Source organism: Stenotrophomonas sp. ESTM1D_MKCIP4_1 (genome assembly GCF_003086895.1).
GTDB lineage: Bacteria > Pseudomonadota > Gammaproteobacteria > Xanthomonadales > Xanthomonadaceae > Stenotrophomonas.
On sequence record NZ_CP026004.1, the window covers coordinates 4403983 to 4423478 of the forward strand.

16 protein-coding genes and 1 rRNA gene are annotated in these 19496 nt (G+C 68.2%); 8 read left to right on the forward strand and 9 right to left on the reverse strand.

Features of this window, described 5'->3' with window-relative positions:
* Positions 1-48 precede the first annotated feature (48 nt).
* Genes C1924_RS19920 through C1924_RS19930 form a run of 3 tightly spaced genes read left to right on the forward strand, consistent with a single transcriptional unit; the run spans position 49 to position 3559 of the window.
* Positions 49-1878: a GspE/PulE family protein gene (locus C1924_RS19920; protein WP_108766869.1), complete on the forward strand. Its 1830-nt coding sequence runs from the start codon at positions 49-51 to the stop codon at positions 1876-1878.
* A complete protein-coding gene (locus tag C1924_RS19925) occupies positions 1850-2596 on the forward strand; it encodes a glutamine amidotransferase (protein ID WP_108766870.1) in 747 nt (248 codons plus the stop codon). Before C1924_RS19920 ends, C1924_RS19925 begins: the two co-directional genes overlap by 29 nt.
* Before the next feature lie 51 nt (positions 2597-2647).
* Positions 2648-3559 (forward strand): BPSS1780 family membrane protein, encoded by a 912-nt coding sequence (locus C1924_RS19930; protein ID WP_108766871.1) that lies wholly within the window; start codon positions 2648-2650, stop codon positions 3557-3559.
* 83 nt (positions 3560-3642) lie between these two features.
* Here the strand turns inward: C1924_RS19930 and tatC are convergent, their stop codons facing one another.
* The 4 genes from tatC to C1924_RS19950 form a co-directional block, all read right to left on the reverse strand.
* Positions 3643-4392, reverse strand: a complete 750-nt coding sequence (gene tatC / locus C1924_RS19935; RefSeq protein WP_108766872.1) for a twin-arginine translocase subunit TatC — start codon at positions 4390-4392, stop codon at positions 3643-3645.
* Entirely contained in the window at positions 4389-4865 is a 477-nt protein-coding gene (gene tatB / locus C1924_RS19940) for a Sec-independent protein translocase protein TatB (RefSeq protein ID WP_108766873.1), read from the reverse strand. Before tatB ends, tatC begins: the two co-directional genes overlap by 4 nt.
* A gap of 15 nt (positions 4866-4880) precedes the next feature.
* On the reverse strand, positions 4881-5108 hold the full coding sequence (gene tatA, locus C1924_RS19945) for a Sec-independent protein translocase subunit TatA (RefSeq protein ID WP_108759268.1): 228 nt from the start codon (positions 5106-5108) through the stop codon (positions 4881-4883).
* Between the two features lie 74 nt (positions 5109-5182).
* The gene (locus tag C1924_RS19950; RefSeq protein WP_108766874.1) at positions 5183-6067 is read right to left on the reverse strand and encodes a YSC84-related protein; all 885 of its coding nucleotides are present in this window, start codon (positions 6065-6067) and stop codon (positions 5183-5185) included.
* Between the two features lie 165 nt (positions 6068-6232).
* Here C1924_RS19950 and hemH point away from each other — a divergent pair, with 165 nt between their 5' ends.
* The 3 genes from hemH (at position 6233) to C1924_RS19965 (ending at position 10420) form a co-directional block, all read left to right on the forward strand.
* Positions 6233-7195, forward strand: coding sequence for a ferrochelatase (gene hemH, locus C1924_RS19955; RefSeq protein WP_108767133.1), 963 nt, complete (start codon positions 6233-6235; stop codon positions 7193-7195).
* Positions 7192-8037, forward strand: a complete 846-nt coding sequence (locus C1924_RS19960; RefSeq protein WP_108766875.1) for an alpha/beta hydrolase — start codon at positions 7192-7194, stop codon at positions 8035-8037. Before hemH ends, C1924_RS19960 begins: the two co-directional genes overlap by 4 nt.
* Positions 8038-8317: 280 nt before the next feature.
* Positions 8318-10420: a methyl-accepting chemotaxis protein gene (locus tag C1924_RS19965; RefSeq protein WP_108766876.1), complete on the forward strand. Its 2103-nt coding sequence runs from the start codon at positions 8318-8320 to the stop codon at positions 10418-10420.
* Positions 10421-10683: 263 nt separating this feature from the next.
* On the opposite strand, the gene rrf is transcribed toward C1924_RS19965, so the two are convergent.
* Positions 10684-10798: ribosomal RNA gene (gene rrf / locus C1924_RS19970) — 5S ribosomal RNA — on the reverse strand.
* Positions 10799-11404: 606 nt separating this feature from the next.
* On the opposite strand from rrf, the gene C1924_RS19975 reads away from it, so the two are divergent.
* The gene (locus C1924_RS19975) at positions 11405-12592 is read left to right on the forward strand and encodes a benzoate/H(+) symporter BenE family transporter (protein WP_108766877.1); all 1188 of its coding nucleotides are present in this window, start codon (positions 11405-11407) and stop codon (positions 12590-12592) included.
* A gap of 6 nt (positions 12593-12598) precedes the next feature.
* Here C1924_RS19975 and C1924_RS19980 read toward each other — a convergent pair whose 3' ends face one another.
* The 4 genes from C1924_RS19980 to egtB form a co-directional block, all read right to left on the reverse strand.
* The gene (locus C1924_RS19980; protein ID WP_108766878.1) at positions 12599-13336 is read right to left on the reverse strand and encodes a GYF domain-containing protein; all 738 of its coding nucleotides are present in this window, start codon (positions 13334-13336) and stop codon (positions 12599-12601) included.
* A 238-nt stretch (positions 13337-13574) separates the two neighbouring features.
* Entirely contained in the window at positions 13575-15677 is a 2103-nt protein-coding gene (locus C1924_RS19985) for a lytic murein transglycosylase (RefSeq protein ID WP_108767134.1), read from the reverse strand.
* Positions 15678-15818: 141 nt separating this feature from the next.
* Positions 15819-16805, reverse strand: coding sequence for an L-histidine N(alpha)-methyltransferase (gene egtD / locus C1924_RS19990; RefSeq protein WP_108766879.1), 987 nt, complete (start codon positions 16803-16805; stop codon positions 15819-15821).
* Positions 16802-18073 carry an ergothioneine biosynthesis protein EgtB gene (gene egtB, locus C1924_RS19995; protein WP_108766880.1) on the reverse strand — a complete coding sequence of 424 codons (1272 nt, stop codon included), beginning with the start codon at positions 18071-18073 and terminating at the stop codon, positions 16802-16804. Before egtB ends, egtD begins: the two co-directional genes overlap by 4 nt.
* 142 nt (positions 18074-18215) lie before the next feature.
* On the opposite strand from egtB, the gene C1924_RS20000 reads away from it, so the two are divergent.
* Positions 18216-19496, forward strand: a complete 1281-nt coding sequence (locus tag C1924_RS20000) for a GGDEF domain-containing protein (protein WP_108766881.1) — start codon at positions 18216-18218, stop codon at positions 19494-19496.

Consider the following 19496-nt stretch of genomic DNA (forward strand, 5'->3'; position numbering starts at 1 on the left):
TATAACGGCCGACCTGCGGGGCATTCCGTACCCGGGAGGAGCAGGCAGATGGAACACCGGCTGCCGGCAGGCACGCCCGGCGCACCGGCCCCGTTGCCGCCAGGGCGCCTGCAGTTCGAGCAGGTGGCCGCTGCCGCACTGGCCGATGGCCTGATCGCCGAACGTGACCGCGACCGCGTGCGCTTTTCCGCACAGGGCGCGCGCAACGCCAGCGAGGTGCACCCGCTGGTCCTGCTGTCCAACCTCAAGCTGGCCGCCAGCGAGGGCGGCGAGCTCAGCCTGGAACGCCTGACCGAATGGCTGGCCCGGCGCACCGGCTGCCGCTACCTGCGCATCGACCCGACCCGCGTCGACGTCGCCTCGGTCACCGCCGTGGCCTCGCACGCCTACGCCCGCCGCCATCGCTTCCTGCCGCTGGCCGTCGATGCCGAGCGCGTGCTGGTGGCCACCAGCGAACCGCTGGCCCAGGAGTGGCGCCGCGACCTGCAGCACCTGACCCGGCGCCAGATCGAGCTGGCCATGGTCAACCCGCTGGATCTGCACCGCTACACCATGGAGTTCTTCGGGGTCACCCGCTCGGTGCGTGGGGCCCGCGGTGATGTGCGCGGCGAAGCCAGCACCACCCTGCCCAGCTTCGAGCAGCTGGTCGAACTGGGCCGGGCCGGCGACGTCAATGCCGATGACCAGCACATCGTCCATATCGTCGATTGGCTGCTGCAGTACGCCTATGAGCAGCGCGCCTCGGACATCCACCTGGAACCGCGCCGCGAAATGGGGCGCATGCGCTTCCGCATCGACGGCGTGCTGCACAAGGTGTTCGAGGTGCCGCCGACGGTGATGACCGCCGTGGTCAGTCGCATCAAGGTGCTCGGCCGCATGGACCTGGCCGAGCGTCGGCGCCCGCAGGACGGCCGCATCAAGACCCGTTCGCCGGGCGGCCGTGAGGTCGAAATGCGCCTGTCGACCATGCCCACCGCCTTCGGCGAGAAGTGCGTGATGCGCATTTTCGACCCGGACGCGGCCTTCAAGAGCATCGACCAGCTTGGCTTCAGCCCGCAGGAGGCCGCCGGCTGGAATGCCCTGGTCGAGCGCCCGCACGGCATCGTGCTGGTCACCGGCCCCACCGGTTCGGGCAAGACCACCACCTTGTATTCGACGCTGAAGCGGCTGGCCACGCCGGACGTGAACGTGTGCACGGTGGAGGACCCGATCGAGATGATCTCGCCGGAGTTCAACCAGATGCAGGTGCAGGCCAACATCGACCTGGATTTCGCCAGCGGCGTGCGCACCCTGCTGCGGCAGGACCCGGACATCATCATGATCGGCGAGATCCGCGACCTGGAAACCGCGCAGATGGCGGTGCAGGCCTCGCTGACCGGCCACCTGGTGCTGTCCACCCTGCATACCAACGATGCGGCCTCGGCCATTACCCGCCTGCTCGACATCGGCGTGCCGCACTACCTGCTGGCCAGCACCCTCAACGGCATCCTGGCCCAGCGCCTGGTGCGCACCCTGTGCCCGCACTGCAAGCAGCCGCACAGCCTCGGCCCGTCCGATTGGGCGGTGCTGGCTGATAGCCATGCAGCATATCCAGATGCCGCCACGCCCTGTCGCCCGGTCGGTTGCCTGGAATGCCGGCGCACCGGTTTCCTCGGCCGCATCGGGCTGTATGAGTTGCTGCCATTGGGTTCGCGGCTGCGCAGGCTGATCCGCGCGGACATGGATCTGGCCGCTTTCGGCCATGCCGCACAGGCTGAAGGACTGCGAACCCTGCGCCAGGCGGGGCTTGAAAAGGTGGCGCAGGGGCTGACTACAATCGAGGAAGTCCTGTCAGTCCTGCCGCCCCCGGATGAATCCAGCCCCGTTCCTGATCCTTGAAACCGGCCGCCCGGTGCCGTCCCTGCGGCGCTACGGCCGTTTCCCGCACTGGATCCGCGTGGCCGCCGGGCTGGAAGAACACGAAACCGTGGTGGTCGATGTCGAACACGGCGCCGCGCTGCCCGATGCCCGCGTCTTCGCCGGCGTGCTGGTGACCGGCTCGGCCGCCTATGTCACCGACCATGCCGAATGGAGCGAACGCAGCGCGGCGTGGCTGCGCCAGGTCGCCCATGACGGCGTGCCGGTGTTCGGCATCTGCTACGGCCACCAGCTGCTGGCGCATGCGCTCGGGGGTGAGGTGGCCTACAACCCGGCCGGACGCGAATCGGGCACGATCGAACTGGCGCTGGACCCGGCCGCCGCCGAGGATCCGCTGTTCGGCGGCCTGCCCAGCCATTTCCCGGCCCACGCCACCCACCTGCAGACCGTGCTGCGCGCGCCCGATGGCGCCGCCGTACTGGCGCGCTCGCCGCTGGATGGCTGCCATGCCTTCCGCTGGGGCCGCCAGGCCTGGGGCGTGCAGTTCCATCCCGAGTTCGCCACCCACCACATGCGCGGCTACATCCGCGCCCGTGCCGACTGCATCGGCCGCCATGGCGGCTGCGCGCGCAGCATCGAACGCGCGGTCAGCGCCGCCCCCCTGGCCCGCCAGCTGTTGCGGCGCTTCGTCCGCCAGGCCCGCCAGTCTTCAGCCCAGCCGGTCGCAAAACAGGGATAATCGGCGGCACGGGCACCCGCCCGGCCCCCTTCTGTCCCTTCCCGGATGTCCATGAAAGAGATTCGCAAGCTGCCGGCTTCGGCGGGCGCCCAGTGGTTGCTGGATACGTTCTCGCTGTACCGGCGCGCGCCGCTGCAGCTGGCCCGCATCGGTCTCACCTGGTTGGTGGTCAGCTGGGTGGTCACGCTGCTGTCGACCCTGATTCCGGGCGCGGCGGGCCTGGCCGTGCAGTTGATGACCCTGGCCATTTCGCCGGTCATGTTCGGCGGCATGCTGTATGCCATGGGCGAGATCGACGAGGGCCGCCCCGGCCTGGCCTCGCACCTGCTGCAGCCGATCCGCGACCGTCGCGTCAGCCACCTGCTGGTGCCGCTGGCCATCCAGGTACTGGCGGTGCTGCTGCTGGGCGTGCTGCTGTACCTGATGATCGGTCGCGAAGGCTTTGCCGCCTTCAGCGAGGTCATGACCAAGATGGAACAGATCAGCCGCAGCGGCCAGCAGATCAGTCCCGATGATGCGGCCAGCCTGGTCGCCAACCTGCCGGCCAAGCGCATCGCGCTGTGGCTGCTGCTGGTGTTCGTCACCGCCGTGGGTCTGTCGCTGGCGATGTTCACCCAGCCGGCGCTGGTGGTGTTCGACAAGCAGAGCGGCATGCACGCGCTGCGCCTGAGCCTGCAGGGCTGCATCGAGAACATCGTGGCGATGGTCGTGTTCGCGGCCCTGGGCCTGATCGCCGCGTTCTGCGGCTACATCCTGTTCGTCATCGTCATCCAGATCGCGATGCTGATCGGCGGCCCGCTGGCAGCGGCCTTCATCGCCCAGCTGGTGCTGACCACCGTGGTCATGCCGCTGTACGTCGGCGCGGTCTATGCCGCCTGGAAGCAGATGTTCGTACACCGCGGCAGCCGCGGCGCACCGCCGGTGCCGGCCACCGCCCCCGCGAACGACGTCTTCCACGCCTGACCTGCACCGTGAAAAAAGGGGACGGAGGGGATCAAGTCTCGTGTGTGCACACGCGACTTGGTCCCCTCCGTCCCCTTTTTGTATCAGGCAGCGGGCTTCTTCACCACGGACGACGGCACCAGCCAGCGCGCCGCATGGATGCCCAGCTCGTACAGCAGGCACATCGGAATCGCCAGCATCAGCTGCGAGACCACGTCCGGCGGGGTCAGCACCGCGGCCAGCACGAAGATGCCGACAATCGCGTAGCCACGGCCTTCCTTGAACTGCTGCGGCGTCACCCAGCCCAGCAGCACCAGGATCACCATCGCCACCGGCAGCTCAAAGCTGCCGCCGAAGGCGAAGAAGATCGCCAGCACGAAATCCAGGTAGGCGTTGGCATCGGGCGTGATCGCAATCACTTCCGGGCTGAAGGTGGTGAGGAAGTGGAACACCGCCGGCAGCACCAGGAAGTAGGCGAACGCGCAGCCGGTGTAGAACAGCAGCACCGAGGACACCAGCAGCGGTACCGCCAGGCGCTTCTCGCGCGCATACAGACCCGGCGCGACGAACGCCCACAGCTGGTACAGCAGCCAGGGCACCGCCACGAACAGGGCAACGAAGCAGGTCAGCTTCAACGGCGCGAAGAAAGCACCAGCCGGGTTGGTGGCGATCATCGTCTGCCCGTTCGGCAACTGCGACACCAGCGGTTCGGCCAGGGTGTTGTAGAGCTTCTGGGTGAACGGCAGCAGGCCCAGCAGCACCACGCCAAAGCCGAGAAGCCCACGGATCAGGCGCGCGCGCAGTTCAACCAGATGCTCGACCAGCGAGCTTTCGCCGAAATCATGTTCGCTCATGGCTGGCGCTCCGGCGCAGCGGGCGCATCGGCCACGGGGTTCGCCGGAGCATCCTTGGCGACGTCGGTGGAGGTGGGCGGAATTGAATCGCCGTCCTGGGCCGCTGCGGGCATCGCGGGGTCGTCTTCGGCCAGGTGCGGCGGCATCTGCGCCGGGGCCGGCGCGCGCACTTCTTGGGCCAGGGCATCGCCCTGCTGCTGTGCCTGTACCGCCTCGCGGCGCACCGCTTCGCCACTGGCACGCAGCTGGCTTTCGGTGTCGTGCATGCTCTGCCGCACATCCTGCATATGCCGGTTGATCTCTTCGGCCTGCAGTTCGCGCTCCAGCTCCTGTTTCACCGAATCCCACTGGTTGCGGGCACGACGTACCCACAGGCCGGCGAAACGGGCCGCCTTGGGCAGGCGCTCGGGACCGAGCACCACCAGGGCGACCACGGCAATCACCAGCAGTTCGCTGAAACCAATATCAAACACCGCAACCGCTCCGGATCAACGCGCGTTGCGGTCGTGCTCGTCCTGCGCGGTGCGCGAGGCATCCTGGCTGCGCGACTCGTCGCCCAGCTGCGCCGACGGCTTGTCGTCATCGCGCATGCCCTTCTTGAATTCCTTCACCGCCGAGCCGAGATCCTTGGCGCCACTGGTCAGCCGCTTGGTGCCGAACACCAACAGAACCACGGCCAGGACAATCAACCAATGCCAGATGCTCAAACCGCCCATAAAGACGCTCGTTACGTAGTGATCAGGCTGTCGAGCATAGCGCACCGGCTGCAAGCCGGCGCGCGTGACGAAAGTCAGTTGCCGCCCAGCGTCTCGGTGCGGATCTCACCGTCACCGACCGGCTGGAAGCCCTGCTGCGGCGGCGGCGGGTTCTGCGGCATGTTCTGCAGGGGCGCGGTGGTCGCTTCGGCCGGCGCCGGGGTCGGTGCCTGAACAGGCGCCTGGACCGGCGGCGGCGGGGCGCTGGCGGTGCCAGCGTTGCCGGTGCGGTTGTTGCGCGCAGCGTAGGTGGCTTCTTCCAGGCGGTCGCGGAAGGCCACCACGTCCATCGACGGGGCACCGGCAGCGCGGCCTTCAAAGATCATCCGCGGGGTGGTGTTGCTGCCGTAGGCGTCCAGGTTGGCGGCATCGTCGATCTGCAGCACCGCGCCATCCAGCGCCACACCGGCAAACAGGCCACGGGCACGCGACCACGACCAGATCTCAGCCTTCAGCTGGCCATCGGTGGCGGCGGCGGCATTGCGGCCCACCGGACCGGCAGCCACGCCCGCATCGGCGCCCAGGGTGAACTTGCCATTGACGAGGTTGTCCAGGCTGCGGTCATTGCGGAACACCAGCACCACATCGGAGGACTGCACGCCGGCCTGGAAGCCGATGCTGCCACCGGTCAGCTTGATGAACACCGGGTTGGACCAGGCACCGTTGGGCATGCGCACCGACATCAGGCCATGGCCCCGGCGACCGCCGATGACCAGACCTGCTTTGATCGTGTCGGGAATGACGATGACCGCGCGGCCTTCGTCGAGCAACTTGTCCGGAATGCCCTGTTCGGGGATTTCCTGGATTTCAGCCAGCACACGCACCGCGTTGCGGGCGCGCTGGTCTTCCTGCGGTCCGGCCATGGCCTGGCTGGACAGCAGGCTGGCGGCGATCAGCAGGGCTTGGATCGGGCGACGCATGGCGGGCTCCAGAAGTCAGTCCATAGGAAGATATAGCAAGTGACTGAAATTAGTAGCGTTGTCATGAATATCCAATGAGCGCGTCCGCCGTCGATAGCCGTGCTGCATCACCACGATCCGAACCCCGTATGCCGGTGCGGCGCCGGATCGGCGACAATGGCCACCATGCTCGACGCACCCGATACCGCCGTGCTGGCGGTCAACCTAGGCACGCCCGAGACGCCGACGGCACCCGCCGTACGTCGTTACCTGGCTGAATTCCTGTCCGATCCCCGCGTGGTCTCGATTCCGGCGCTGCTCTGGCAGCCGCTGCTGCGCGGGCTCATCCTGCCGCTGCGCAGCGGCCGTTCGGCGGCCAAGTACGCCCAGGTGTGGCTGCCGGAAGGCTCGCCGCTGATGGTGCACACCCGGCGCCTGGCCGAGGCCATGCAGGCGTTGCTGCCCACCCTGCGGGTTCGCCACGCCATGCGCTACGGCACGCCCGCGCTGACCGCCGAACTCGACCGCCTGGCGGCCGAGGGCGTGCGCCGCATCGTGGTGCTGCCGCTGTACCCGCAGTATTCGACCACCACCACCGCGTCGATCGAAGACCGCGTCGATGACTGGCAGCACCGCCATCCCGGCATCACCATCAGCCTGGTGCAGGATTACTCGGTCGACCCGGACTGGGTCGCCGCCGTGGCCGGCTCCATCCAGCGTTACTGGCAGCAGCACGGCCGCGGCCAGAAGCTGGTGTTCTCCTTCCACGGCATTCCGCAGCGCCTGGCCGATGCAGGCGACCCGTACCCGCACCGCTGCGAAGCCAGCGCGCAGGCCATCGCCAACGCATTGGGTCTGGCCGCCGACGAGTGGCAGCTCGGCTACCAGTCGCGTTTCGGCCGTGAGCGCTGGCTGCAGCCCTACGCCGAACCCAGCCTGTGGGCGCTGGCCGAAGCAGGCGTGAAGCAGATCGACGTGGTCTGTCCGGGCTTTGCCACCGATTGCCTGGAAACGCTGGAAGAAGTGGCGATGGGCTTCACCGAAACGCTGGCCGAACGCGGCGCGACGATGCGTTACATCCCCTGCTTGAATTCAGAACCCGGGCACGCGCGGGCGCTGGCCCGTCTGGCCGTGGCATCGCTGGCATGAGCCTGCAGCCATTCGCGATGGACATCGCCGGTACGCGCGTGTCCGGCCTGCGCGGCGGCAGCACCGACGGCACCCGCGTACTCGCCCTGCATGGCTGGCTCGACAATGCCGCCAGCTTCGTGCCGCTGGCGCCGCACCTGCAGGGTGTGGAACTGGTGGCCATCGACCTGCCTGGCCATGGCCACAGCGCGCACCTGCCTGCGGGTGCGGTCTACACCACGCCAGCCGCCATCACCCATGTGCTGGATGTCGCCGACGCGCTGGGTTGGGACCGCTTCACCCTGATGGGCCATTCGATGGGCGCCGGCATCGCCAGCCTCACCGCAGCTGTCAGTGATCGCGTCGAACGGCTGATCGCCATCGAAGCGCTGGGCGGCCTGCGCGGGCCCGAAGAAGAAACCGCCGATCGCCTGCGCGATCACGTGAATGCCAGCCGCGCCTTGGCGCGCAAGCAGCTGCGCGTGTTCCCGGAACTCGCAGCACCCATCCGCGCACGGATGATGGCCAACCAGCTCAGTGAGGGCTGCGCCCGCCTGCTGGTCGAACGCGGCGTGGAGCCGGTGGAAGGCGGCTACCGCTGGTGCAGCGATCCGCGCCTGATGCTGCCCACGGCCATCCGCCTCAGCGAGGGCCAGATCGACAACCTGCTGCAGGCCATCGCCTGCCCCACCCAGGTGATCTACGCCACGCCGGCACAGTCCTACTATCCGGAGCCCGGCCGCAGCCAGCGGCTGCAGCACCTGCGCGACGGGCGCCTGGCCGTGTTTCCCGGCAACCACCACCTGCACATGGAACATCCGGCGCAGATCGCCGAAGTGATCAACCGCTTCCTCGCCGGCTGAGCAGCGCCTGCGCCGCACGCTTCACTCTGCGCGCGCACGGCCGATAGAACAGTTGCGGGCCCCTGCGCCCGTGGTACGCGGGTCCGGTCGGGCCTGCGGCTGTTCGTGCTCTGCAAGGAAGCCCACATGCCTGTCTGCCTGCACCGCCGCCCACAGGACGTGGCCCCGGTGTCTGCCATCCGCGTCATCTCCCCCTGCACATTCCTGGCCCTGCCACTGACACGCCGTCGCGCGTGGCGGTACGCCGGGCCTGTGCCGTCCGCTTTTCCAGGAGTCATCGATGTCCGTCGCATCCCCTCGTCCCCCCGATCAGGGCCGCCGCCCCTATCTGCAGCAGCTCGCACGACGCGGTGACCGCCGCCTGCTGGTCGGCAGCGTTGCCATGGCGCTGCTCGGGCTGGGCCTTGTATTGAATGGCCAGCGCGATCTGGTCGCCCTGCTGGCAGTGACTGCGGTGCTGCCCGCCGCGTGGCTGGCTGGCCCGCAGGCAGGTAGCCGCCTGGCCCGCAATGGCCTGGCGGTGATCATCGCCACCCAGCTTGGCCTGCTCTGCCACCTCGGGGGTGTCAGCCCCGCGTTGCCGATCGCCCTGCTGCTTGCGGTTCTGCTGGGCCATCGCGACCGCCTGCCACTGTGGCTGGCGGGTACGGTCGGGGTGATCGCCCTGCTGCTGCCGCTCCTGCAGGGCGCCGCGATACTGCCTGGCCTGCTGCACGCCGCTGCGTTGGGTGGTCTGGCCCTCGTGCTCGGCCAGACTGCGGCGCGCCTGCGCCAGCAGGGCGAGGCGCTGGGCCATGGCCCGCAGCGACTGGCCGCACTGGCGCGGGATATTGCCACCGGAGCCGACCTGACCGCACACAGCAACGCGCAGGATTACGCCGCCGGTTCCCTGGCCCATGCACTGGCCGACACGGCCCGCCACGTGCAGGCACAGCGTGGCCGGCAGGCACAGGCACATGCCGAGAACGCGCAGATCCGTCAGGCGCTGGATGTCTCGCGCACGGCCATGATGATCGCCGACAACGAGCACGTGATCCGTTACGTAAACCGATCGGTCGTCGCCCTGCTGCGCAACCAGCAAGCCACGCTGCGCCAGGCCTTCCCGGATTTCGATGCCGAACGGCTGGTGGGCACCAGCATCCATCGTTTCCACGCCAATCCGGACCGCATCCGCACCCTCCTCAACGGCCTGCAGGTCACCCACAACGGCAAGATCCAGATCGGCGCGGTGCACTTTGCCCAGGTGGTCACCCCGGTGTTCGATGCACAGGGCAACCGGCTCGGCTTTGCCGTGGAGTGGCACGACCGCACGCATGAACTGACACTGGAGAACGCCGTCGCCGGCATCGTCGCGGCGGCAGCGGCGGGCGATCTCGAGCAGCGGCTCCAGGCCAGCGAGGGTGCAAGCTTCCTGCACGGCCTCACGGCGGGCATCAACCAGCTGATGGCAACCGTCGGCGGTACCGTCGAAGAGGTACGACAGATGCTGGCCGCACTGGCCCGCGGTGAGCTCGACCAGCGCATGCAGGGTCAGTACCAGGGCGCGTTCGCCGCGATCCAGCGCGATGCCAACGCCACCGCCACCCAGCTGGCCCGCATGGTCGGTCGCATCCAGCACAGTGCCGGCGCGATCCGCAGCGCCGCCCGCGAGATCGCCACCGGCAACGACGCACTGTCCGAGCGCAGCGAGCGCCAGGCCGCGCACCTGCAGGAGACGGCCGCCTCGATGGAGGAGCTGACGTCCACCGTGCGCCTGAACGCCCACCATGCGCGCCAAGCCAGCGATCTGGCCGCCACCACGCAGGATGCCGCCCATGAGGGCAACCAGGCGATGCAACGGGTGGTCCACACCATGCAGGCGATCGAAGCGGCGTCGCGTCGCATCGGCGACATCAGCGGCGTGATCGACGGCATTGCCTTCCAGACCAACATCCTGGCCCTGAACGCCGCCGTTGAAGCCGCCCGCGCGGGCGAACAGGGGCGCGGCTTTGCGGTGGTGGCCAGTGAGGTGCGCGTACTCGCCCAGCGCTCAGCGGCAGCCGCGCAGGAGATCAAGACGCTGATCGACACCGCTGGCCGCGAAGTCGGCGAGGGTGCACAACAGGTGGCCGATGCTGGCCAGCGCATGGAGGGTATTGTCGGTGGCGTGCAGCGCGTCAGCGCCCTGATGCACGAGATCTCCACCGCCTCGCAGGCGCAATCCAGTGGCATCGAGCAGATCAACCAGACCGTGGTGCAGATGGACCAGGCCACGCAGCAGAACGCGGCGCTGGTGGAGGAAGCCACCGCCGCCGCACGTGAACTGCAGGCGCAGGCAGGGACGTTGAGTGAAGCGGTAGCGGTGTTCCGCCAACAGGAAGCGCAGGACGTAGCGCTGGCTTGAGGAAGCGCGGTTGCATTGGGCAGGTGCCAACCGTGGTGTTGGCACCTGTCTCTGCGTAGGCGGCCCATCCACGCATGGCGTGGATCTACCGGATGGCGCTGCGTCGGGGACGCATCCACGCATGGCGTGGATGTACCGGGTTCGTCGTTGGTAGCTGCCAACCTTGGTTGGCACCGCGCAATGCGCGGCAGCGCGCCCGGCGTGTCTATCCTCGCGCAAAGAAAAAACCCCGCTGCGTGAGCAGCGGGGTTTTTGGGTATAAACCCTGGCGATGACCTACTCTCGCATGGCTTGAGCCACACTACCATCGGCGCAGCTGCGTTTCACTTCCGAGTTCGGGATGGGATCGGGTGGTTCCACAGCGCTAATTTCACCAGGGAGGCTTTATTGATGCTGGCAACGTATCGCTTGCTTTAAAACAATTAATAGTTGCTTGATCAAACGTCTGCAAGATGGACAATCATCCTTCCTGCAGGCGCCTTCACAAGATACCTGCGCATACTTTCAAAGATCCGGGGAAGTGGCCTCAGCGCCGCTCCCGTGTGCTGCGAAGTTTCCTTCGTAGCGAGCCGCCCATTATAGCCGGCTTTTCCGCTTCGTCAACACCTTTTTCAAGGCCGTCTCACCGGGGTGGACGTTGTTGCCGATGCCGCTTCGTCGTTGGACCCGAGGGCCTTTCGTCGTTGCGAGCCGCCTATTATGCCGGACTTTCTGAGTCCGTCAACACCTTCGTTCGATCATCTCGTTCGCCGGTGTGGCGTCGCTGTTGGCGGGTCACTTCCGAGGAAGTTGCCACGCCGCAGCAAGGGAGCGAATTCTAGAGATCCTGCAGAATTCGTCAACACTTTTTTTCAGGAAGATGACAACGACGTCGCCTGCGCCATGCATGACACGCGTGCCGGCATCACTGCGGCATTGCCCGCGCGTTGCGCGGTCAATGCCGCAGGCGCTATCTATGTAGGGATGAACAGAGATGAGAGAGTGATGGGTGCGCAGGTTCAACGCGCGTGGTGGCGCGATCTTTCTGTACCGGCCATCGTCGCCGGCTTCATTACCGTACTGGTGGGCTTCGCCAGTTCTGCGGTGATCGTGTTCCAGGCTGCACAGGCCGTTGGCGCTGACCAGGCGCAGATCGCTTCGTGGATGTGGGCGCTCGGACTGGGCATGGGGGTGACCTGTATCGGCCTGTCGCTGCGCTACCGCGTGCCTGTGGTCACCGCATGGTCGACGCCCGGTGCGGCAATGCTGGTGGTCGGTGCCGGTGGCGCCTCCCTGTCTGAAGCCACCGGTGCGTTCCTGCTCGCTGCGGTGCTGGGCATGCTGGCCGGCTTCTCGGGCATCTTCGCCCGTCTGATGCAGCGGGTGCCGATGGCACTGGCAGCGGGCATGCTGGCCGGCGTGCTGCTGCGCTTCGGCCTGGATGTGTTCGTAGCGATGAACACCCAGATGCTGCTCGCCCTGGCCATGTTCGCCACCTGGCTGGCCGGCCGCCGCCTGTTCCCGCGCTATGCGGTGATCGCAACCCTGCTGGTCGGCATCATCATCGCGGCCAGCCGTGGCCTGCTGCACGCCCAGGACCTGCACCTGCAGTTGGCTGCCCCGCATTGGGTCACGCCTTCGCTGTCCTGGCAGGCCGTGGCCGGCATCGCCCTGCCGCTGTTCGTGGTCACCATGGCATCGCAGAACATCCCCGGAGTGGCTGTCATGCGCGCGTCCGGCTACAGCGCTCCCATTTCGCCGGTGATCGGCTGGATCGGCGTGGTCAATACGCTGCTGGCGCCCTTCGGCGCCTATGCGTTGAACCTGGCGGCGATCACCGCGGCGATCTGCATGGGCCGCGATGCCCATGAGGATCCCGCACGCCGCTATACCGCCGCCATGGCCGCCGGTGCGTTCTACATCCTGATCGGCCTGTTCGGGGCGACGGTGGCGGCATTGTTCGCAGCCTTCCCCAAGGAACTGGTCGCCTGCGTGGCCGGCATCGCCCTGTTCGGCACAATCGGCAACAGCCTCGCCAGCGCCCTGGCCGTGGAGCGCGACCGCGAAGCCGCGCTGGTCACCTTCCTGGTGACCGCTTCCGGGGTGTCGCTGGCCGGCATCGGCTCGGCATTCTGGGGCCTGGTGGCCGGCACGCTGTGCCTGCTGGTCCTGCGGCCGCGTGCATCGGGCTGAGACGACTCAGGCCGCCATGAGTAGACCCAGTACGCTCATGGCCAAGGCTATACCGAGGGCGGCGAGCGCGGAACCCACGCTGGTGCCGCCGCGTTCCGCCAGCACGCGCAGCCGCCGTGGTTCGTCGTAACCGCGCAGGCGGCGCACCTCGGCGATGTTGCGCTGGCAGTGGGACAGGTACCAGGCGTTGCCGCAGGCACCGGCCGTGATGGAGAGCCCCACGGAGACGAACAACGTGACCACCTCGGGCAGGCCCGCCACCTTCTCGAGCACCGTCAGCGCGATCATCACGCCATACCAGACGGCAGCAATACCGTACATCCTGCGGTACATGAGCCAGACGACACCGAAGAGGAAACCCGGCCAGTGCCACGTGCTGGCGGCGTTGGCACCACCGAAGTCCAAGCGCCAGCGCTTGCGATAGGTGGAGAAACGCTTGCCGACAAAGGCGGCATAGGGCGCCATCTCACCTGGCAGGCGATCAGCCGCGCTTGCTGCTGGGTGTGGACCCGCGCTCGCTCCGGGTGCGCGGTAGGGATCGTGCGGCGCTGTATCGAAACCTGCGGTCGTCGGGGGCGCGCCCACGCCAACAGTGTCCAGCGGCTGCCAGCCTGGCATGCCCTCGCACCACACCAGCGTCTGGGCGGTGACCCTGCCCTGCGCCTGCAGATGGTGCAGCTCCGCCAGGCTGTAGGGCCCCTTGCTCCTTGCGCCATCGACGTAATGCCAGCGTGCCTTCTCCATGGAACCGTTCATCCTTGTGTGCGCAGTGACGCACCGCCGGGCCGGGCGGCGGGCCGGGAGATGGTCACGGAGTCCTTCCAGACCGTCCAGGCCGTTTGCGTCATCGACGTCAGGATGACCGACTCTCACCCAGCGCATGCGGCCAGGACGTGCCCTCTGCAGCGGGGGGCCGGCCAGCGGCCGGCACTACCCCGGTCTGTCTTGCAGGATGGGCTGCGGCGCCCTGGCTACACCCTTCCTACAGGGGTGATACCGACAGCGTCTGCACCAGCACATGGCGGCCACCCGGGGCCACGGTCACCACATCGGGGCCTGCGTTGGCCGCTTCCAGGCAGACGTAATCGCGCCAGCCTGCACCGACGTCGGCCATCTTCGCCGCGGCGTCGGCACCGGGGTTCCATGCCACCAGCGCGCGGCTGCCCTCGGTTCGCAGCTCGATGCGGCGCTTCAGCACCGGGTCGCGCAGCACGTAGCGGCCGCCGGCCGGGCTGTAGATGCGGTCGCTGCGCCCCGGATCGCGCGGGTCGTTCAACGACCACGGGCCCTGCTGGCGACGGGTCTGGGCGTAGTTCTCGTACTTGTCCTGGTAAGTCACGCCATCCAGGCCATCGACCTCGACCCGGGTGGCGTCACCCACGCGGAAGTAGTTGTGGAGAGCCTGGGTGAAGGTGGCCGGTGCCTGGCCGGTGTTCTCGGTGAGCAGCTGCTGGCGCAACTCGCGACCCACCCGCACGGTCATCGCCAAGCGCAGGCCGAGATCCTGCAGCGCCGGCGGTGCGAGGGTCAGCTCGATGCTGCCGTCGTCCAGCCGGCGCGCCTGCTGCAGTTCCCACGGCAGGGTGCGGACGAAGCCGTGCGCCGGCACGTCATTGCCCTGGCCCTGGCGGCCGAAGTACGGCCAGCACACCGGGCTGCCTCCACGGATCGGGGTCGGCAGTTCGGCCCGTTTGGGCGAAAGCCACATCACGTCGGGCTGGCCCTTGGGCACGAAGGACAGCAACTGGCCGCCGAACACGCTGATGGCGGCGGTGGCCTCGGGGGTTTCCACCAGCCAGGCATCGAGTCCCTGGAACTGGCCGCTGCTGACACCCTGGATCTGTTGCACGGTGGATCGACTCCGTATGGCCGGCGACTGCACGGCACTGTAGTTGGCGGGAAGGCTGAAACGGGTAGGCAACGCTGGCGTGCGCGGCTCGCTCTGCAGGGTGCGCAGGATGCGCTGGCCGGGGCGGCCATCGGCGTTGGGCCAGCCCAGGCGACGCTGTTCGGCCTGGATGGCGCGGCGGCTGGCGGTCCCGATCATGCCATCAGCACTACCGATGGCGTGACCACGCGCCAGCAGCACGGTCTGCAGCTGGCGGCGCTCGTCACGGCCAAGGCCCGGGTCATCGGTGGGCCAGGGCGTGGCCAGCCCGCTGCCACCGCGCAGCCGGTCGGCCAGGGTGGCAATGGCCAGCGCGTAGCTTTCGGCGGCGTTGTAGCTGTAGATCGCATCGTAGTTGCGGAACACCAGCAGTGCAGGCCCCTTGCTGCCGGCGGGCAGCAGCAGCGCTGCGCGGGCGTCGGCTGGCAGGCCCTGCGCTGCAAGGGCGCTGCCATCCAGACCGGTGACGCCCAGCGCGCGCCAGTCGGCCAGCGCACGACGCTGGGTGCGCCCGGCCAGGCTGGTCTTGAAGCCCTCGGGCACACGCACCTCCATGCCCCACGGTTCGCCGCTGCGCCAACCGGCGCGCTTGAGATAGTTGGCGGTGGAGGCCAGCGCATCGGGAATGCTGCCGACCAGATCGCGGCGGCCATCACCGTCGCCGTCGACAGCGATGCGCGCATACGTGCTGGGCATGAACTGGGTATGGCCGAAGGCACCGGCCCAGGAACCGGTGAGCCCCTGCGCCTGCAGGTCGCCCTGCTCGATCAGTCTGATGAGCGCCAGTAGTTCGCCACGGAAAAAGGGCTGGCGCCGGCCGACACAGGACAGCGTGGCCAGCGACTGCAGCAGCGGGCGCTTGCCGAACACACGCCCGTAGTCGCTCTCCACGCCCCATACGGCGACGATGGTGGCCGGATCGACGCCATACTGCGCCGATACGCGCTGCAGCAGGTCGCGATGCTGCTGCAGCATCGCGCGTCCGTCATCCACGCGCGGGCGGTCGACCAGCGCGGCGAGGTAATCCCAGATGGGCGTGGTGAACTCCGGCTGTGCGTCCAGCAGTGGCAGCACGCTGGGGTCGGGCTGCAGGCCGGCCGTGATCGCAGTGAAGCGATCCGCGGCCACACCCTGCCTGGCGGCCGTGGCCTGCAGCTGGGTCATGCAGCGGGCGAACACCGGATCAGCGGCGGGCATCGTGGGCGCGGCCGACGGCGCGGCCAGCGCGGCGGCCAGGCCGAGCGTGGTCATCAAGGGCATGGCGTCCTCCGTGTTGCCGGTGCTGGGGCCATGTTAGCGCGGGTGGACGGCCTGGCAGCCGCCAGGCACGGCCTGGCGCTACAGATGCGGAGCGGCGGCGCGCAGCAGGCGCAGGCCGTAGGCGGGGTCGGCCGCGTCCCAGTGGGCGACGGTTTCCAGACCGGCCTGCTGCAGCAGATGGTTGAAGCTGGCCTCGGTGTACTTGTGGCTGTATTCGACCCGGATGGGTTCGCCGGCCTGGAAGTGGAAGGTCTGCCCATCCAGATGCACATCCTGTTCGCGCTGGCTGACCAGGTCGGTTTCGATGCGCAGCCGCGCGGTGCTGTAACGCGCCTGGTGGCGGAAGCCATCCAGGTCGAAATCACTGCCGACATCGCGGTTGAGGCGGGCCAGCAGGTTGAGGGTAAAGGCAGCGGTGATGCCGTCGGCGTCGTTGTAGGCGGCCTCGATGAGCGCCGGGTCCTTGTGCAGATCGATACCGACCAGGGCCAGCCCCCTCTCGCCCATCGTCTGGCGCATGGCACGCAGCAGCGCGACCGCGTCCTCGCTGGCGAAATTGCCCAGGGTGGAGCCGGGGAAGAACAGCAGGCGCCGCGCGGCGGGACGGTCCGGCGCAGGTACCTGCACCGGGCGGGTGAAGTCGGCACAGACCGGAAGCATCTGCACCTGCGGCAAGGCCGGGGCCAGGTGATCGATGCTGGAAAGCAGCGCCGCACGGGAGATCTCGATGGGGGTATAGGCCACCGGATCGTGCAGCGCGGCCAGCAGGCGCGCGGTCTTGCGTCCGCTGCCACTGCCCAGCTCGACCACGTGGGCATGGGCGCCGACGGCGCTGGCGATCTCCGGCAGTACGCGGTCGAGCAGGGCCAGTTCGGTGCGCGTGGGGTAGTACTCGGGGGTATGGGTGATCTGCTCGAACAGCCGCGAGCCACGCGCATCGTAGAAATACTTGGACGGCAGCTGGCGCGCCGCGCGTGAAAGGCCGGCGATGGTGTCGGCCATGATCTGCTGGCGGCCGGGTGTGAGGTCGGTCAGCGCCTGCAGCGCATCCTGTACGGTACTCATGGAAGGTCCCTTGCCAGGCGCATGCCGGAGAACTGCCAGCGGGCCGGTGGATTGAAGAAGTTGCGATAGCTGCTGCGTACGTGACCGCGCGGTGTTGCGCAGCTGCCGCCGCGCAACACCCATTGGCCACACATGAACTTGCCGTTGTATTCGCCCAGGTTGCCGGCAAACGGCTGGAAGCCCGGGTAGGCACCATAGGCACTGGAGGTCCATTCCCAGACGTCACCGAACAGCTGGCGCAGGCCCCTGCCCTGCCCTGCGCAGGGATGCAGCCGGTCGTCATCGGCGAAGTGGCCGTTGAGCGGCTGGGTGGCGGCGGCCGCTTCCCACTCGAACTCGGTCGGCAGCCGTGCCTCATGCCAACGCGCGCAGGCATCTGCTTCGTAATAGCTGAGGTGGCAGACCGGCGCATGTGGATCGAGCGGGCGCCAACCGCCGAGGGTGTACTCACGCTGCAGGTCGTCATGCCAGTACAGCGGGTGCTGCCAGCCTTCGGCTTCGCACAGGGCCCAGCCTTCGCTGAGCCACCAGCGGGGATCGCGATAGCCGCCGGCATCGACGAAGGCACGGTACTCGCCGTTACTGAGCGGGCGCTCGGCGAGGGCGTGCGCGGGCAGCAGCACGCGGTGTGGCGGCGATTCGTTGTCGTAGGCGAAGGCTGCCTGCTGCGGCCAGCGCGCTGCGCCAACGCTGACGATGCGCTCCTCCTGCGGCACCCAGCCCTGCGCGCTTGGCACGCTGGCGACCGCGGCCAGGTCTTCGCGATAGGGCGGCTGCAGCGGGTTGCACCACAGTGCGTGCTTGATATCAGTCAGCAGCAGCTCCTGGTGCTGCTGTTCGTGCTGCAGGCCCAGCTGCAGGTGCTGCAGCGCTTCTTCGCCGAGGTCGCCGTCGGCCAGGCGGGCCAGCACCTGCTCATCGACGTGCCGGCGATAGTCACGCACCTGTTGCAGCGAAGGCCGCGACAGCAGCCCACGGCGCGGGCGGGCGTGAGCCGGGCCCAGGCTCTTGTAGTAGCTGTTGAACAGGAAATCCCAGGCCGGATCCCACGGTTGATAGCCACGCACGCCGGCCAGCACGAAGCGCTCGAAGAACCAAGTGGCGTGGGCCAGATGCCATTTGGCCGGGCTGGCATCGTCCATGCTCTGCAGCATGGCGTCTTCGGCGCTGAGGGGTGCCGCCAACTGCTGGCTGCGTCCACGCACGTGAGCGAAGTGGCCGTCGAGTTCACGCTGCGGGGCAGCGACGGCGAGGGTTGCGCTGTCCATGGGCCCAGCTTCGGCTGCCATGGGTGAGCGCGATGTCATCGCTTCAGGTCACCGCATTCACATCCCGCCCATTCAAGAAGCCGGTGGCAACGCCGCTAACGGCAGTGCTGCGGCCGTGTAGTGACCGCGCTGGAACTACCGCTTGTCCGATCATCCGCTCCGCCAGCCTGCGCATTACCTGTTCGTGCTGCCCGCCTTGCTGGTCGCGCTGGTGCTGTGGACCACGCTGGGCAACGACGATGTCGGCCGCAGCGGACAGCGCGTGCTGCCGTGGTTGCTGGCCTGCCTGGGCTCGGGGCTGGCGCTGATGTACAACCAGGTCCGCACGCTGTGCCTGCTGCTGCTGACGGCGGCCGTGTTCACGATGCTGCACCCCGATCTGGCGCACTTCCTGCGCCTGGGCTACATCCGCCCGCTGACACCGCTGCGGTTCCATGCCGTTTCCACCTGGTTGCCAGTGCTGTTCGCTGCCCACGCGCTGTGGCCGGAGCGCGGCCGGCGCCGCCAGGACCTGCTGCTGCGCGGGATCAGCAGCGGCACCGTGCTGGCGATCTTCCTGCTGCTGGCCGCGCAGCAGCCGGAGGCCATGCATGACCTGCTCTCGAACCGGCATGCCGCCTGGGTTCCAAGCGAGTGGAATGCGCTTGCACAGCTGCCGGCCCTGCTGTTCCTGCTGGCCACCGCCGCGCTGGGCTGGCAGGCCTGGCGGCGGCCCCGCCCACTGCACACGGCGATGCTGCTGGCCTTGCTGTGCCTGTGGTGGATGCTGCCGCGCATCTTCCTGCAGCCGGCGCTGCTGCCGGCGCTGAGCGTGGCCGCGCTGCTGCTGATGCTGGGCGCGACCCTGCAGGAATCCTTCCACATGGCGTTCCGCGATGAACTGACGGGGCTGCCCGGACGCCGGGCCTTCAATGAAACCCTGCAGCGGGCCGCCGGCACCTACAGCATCGCGATGGTGGACGTGGACCATTTCAAGGCATTCAACGATACACACGGCCACGATACCGGCGATGACGTGTTGAAGCTGGTGGCCTCGCGCCTGGCGCGGGTGGGCGATGGGGGCCGCGCATTCCGCTACGGCGGCGAGGAGTTCGCAGTGGTGTTCCTGGACCGGCCGGCACCGGCCTGCGTGGATGCAGTGGAGGCCCTGCGGCAGAGCATCGAGGACAGCCGCATGCAGCTGCGTGACCGCAGCACGCGCAGCCGGGACGACGCGGCCGGGCAGCAGCAGCGTGGGCGCGGCGGCACGGGCCAGGTGGTGCAGGTGACGGTGAGCATCGGCCTGGCCGACAGCCGCGTCGACGCGCGGCCGTCCGGGGTGGTCAAGGCTGCCGACCAGGCGCTGTATGCGGCCAAGGAAGAAGGCCGCAACCGGGTCTGCGCGCACGGGGGCCAGCGTGTGCTGGCAGTACGCGGGGGCTGA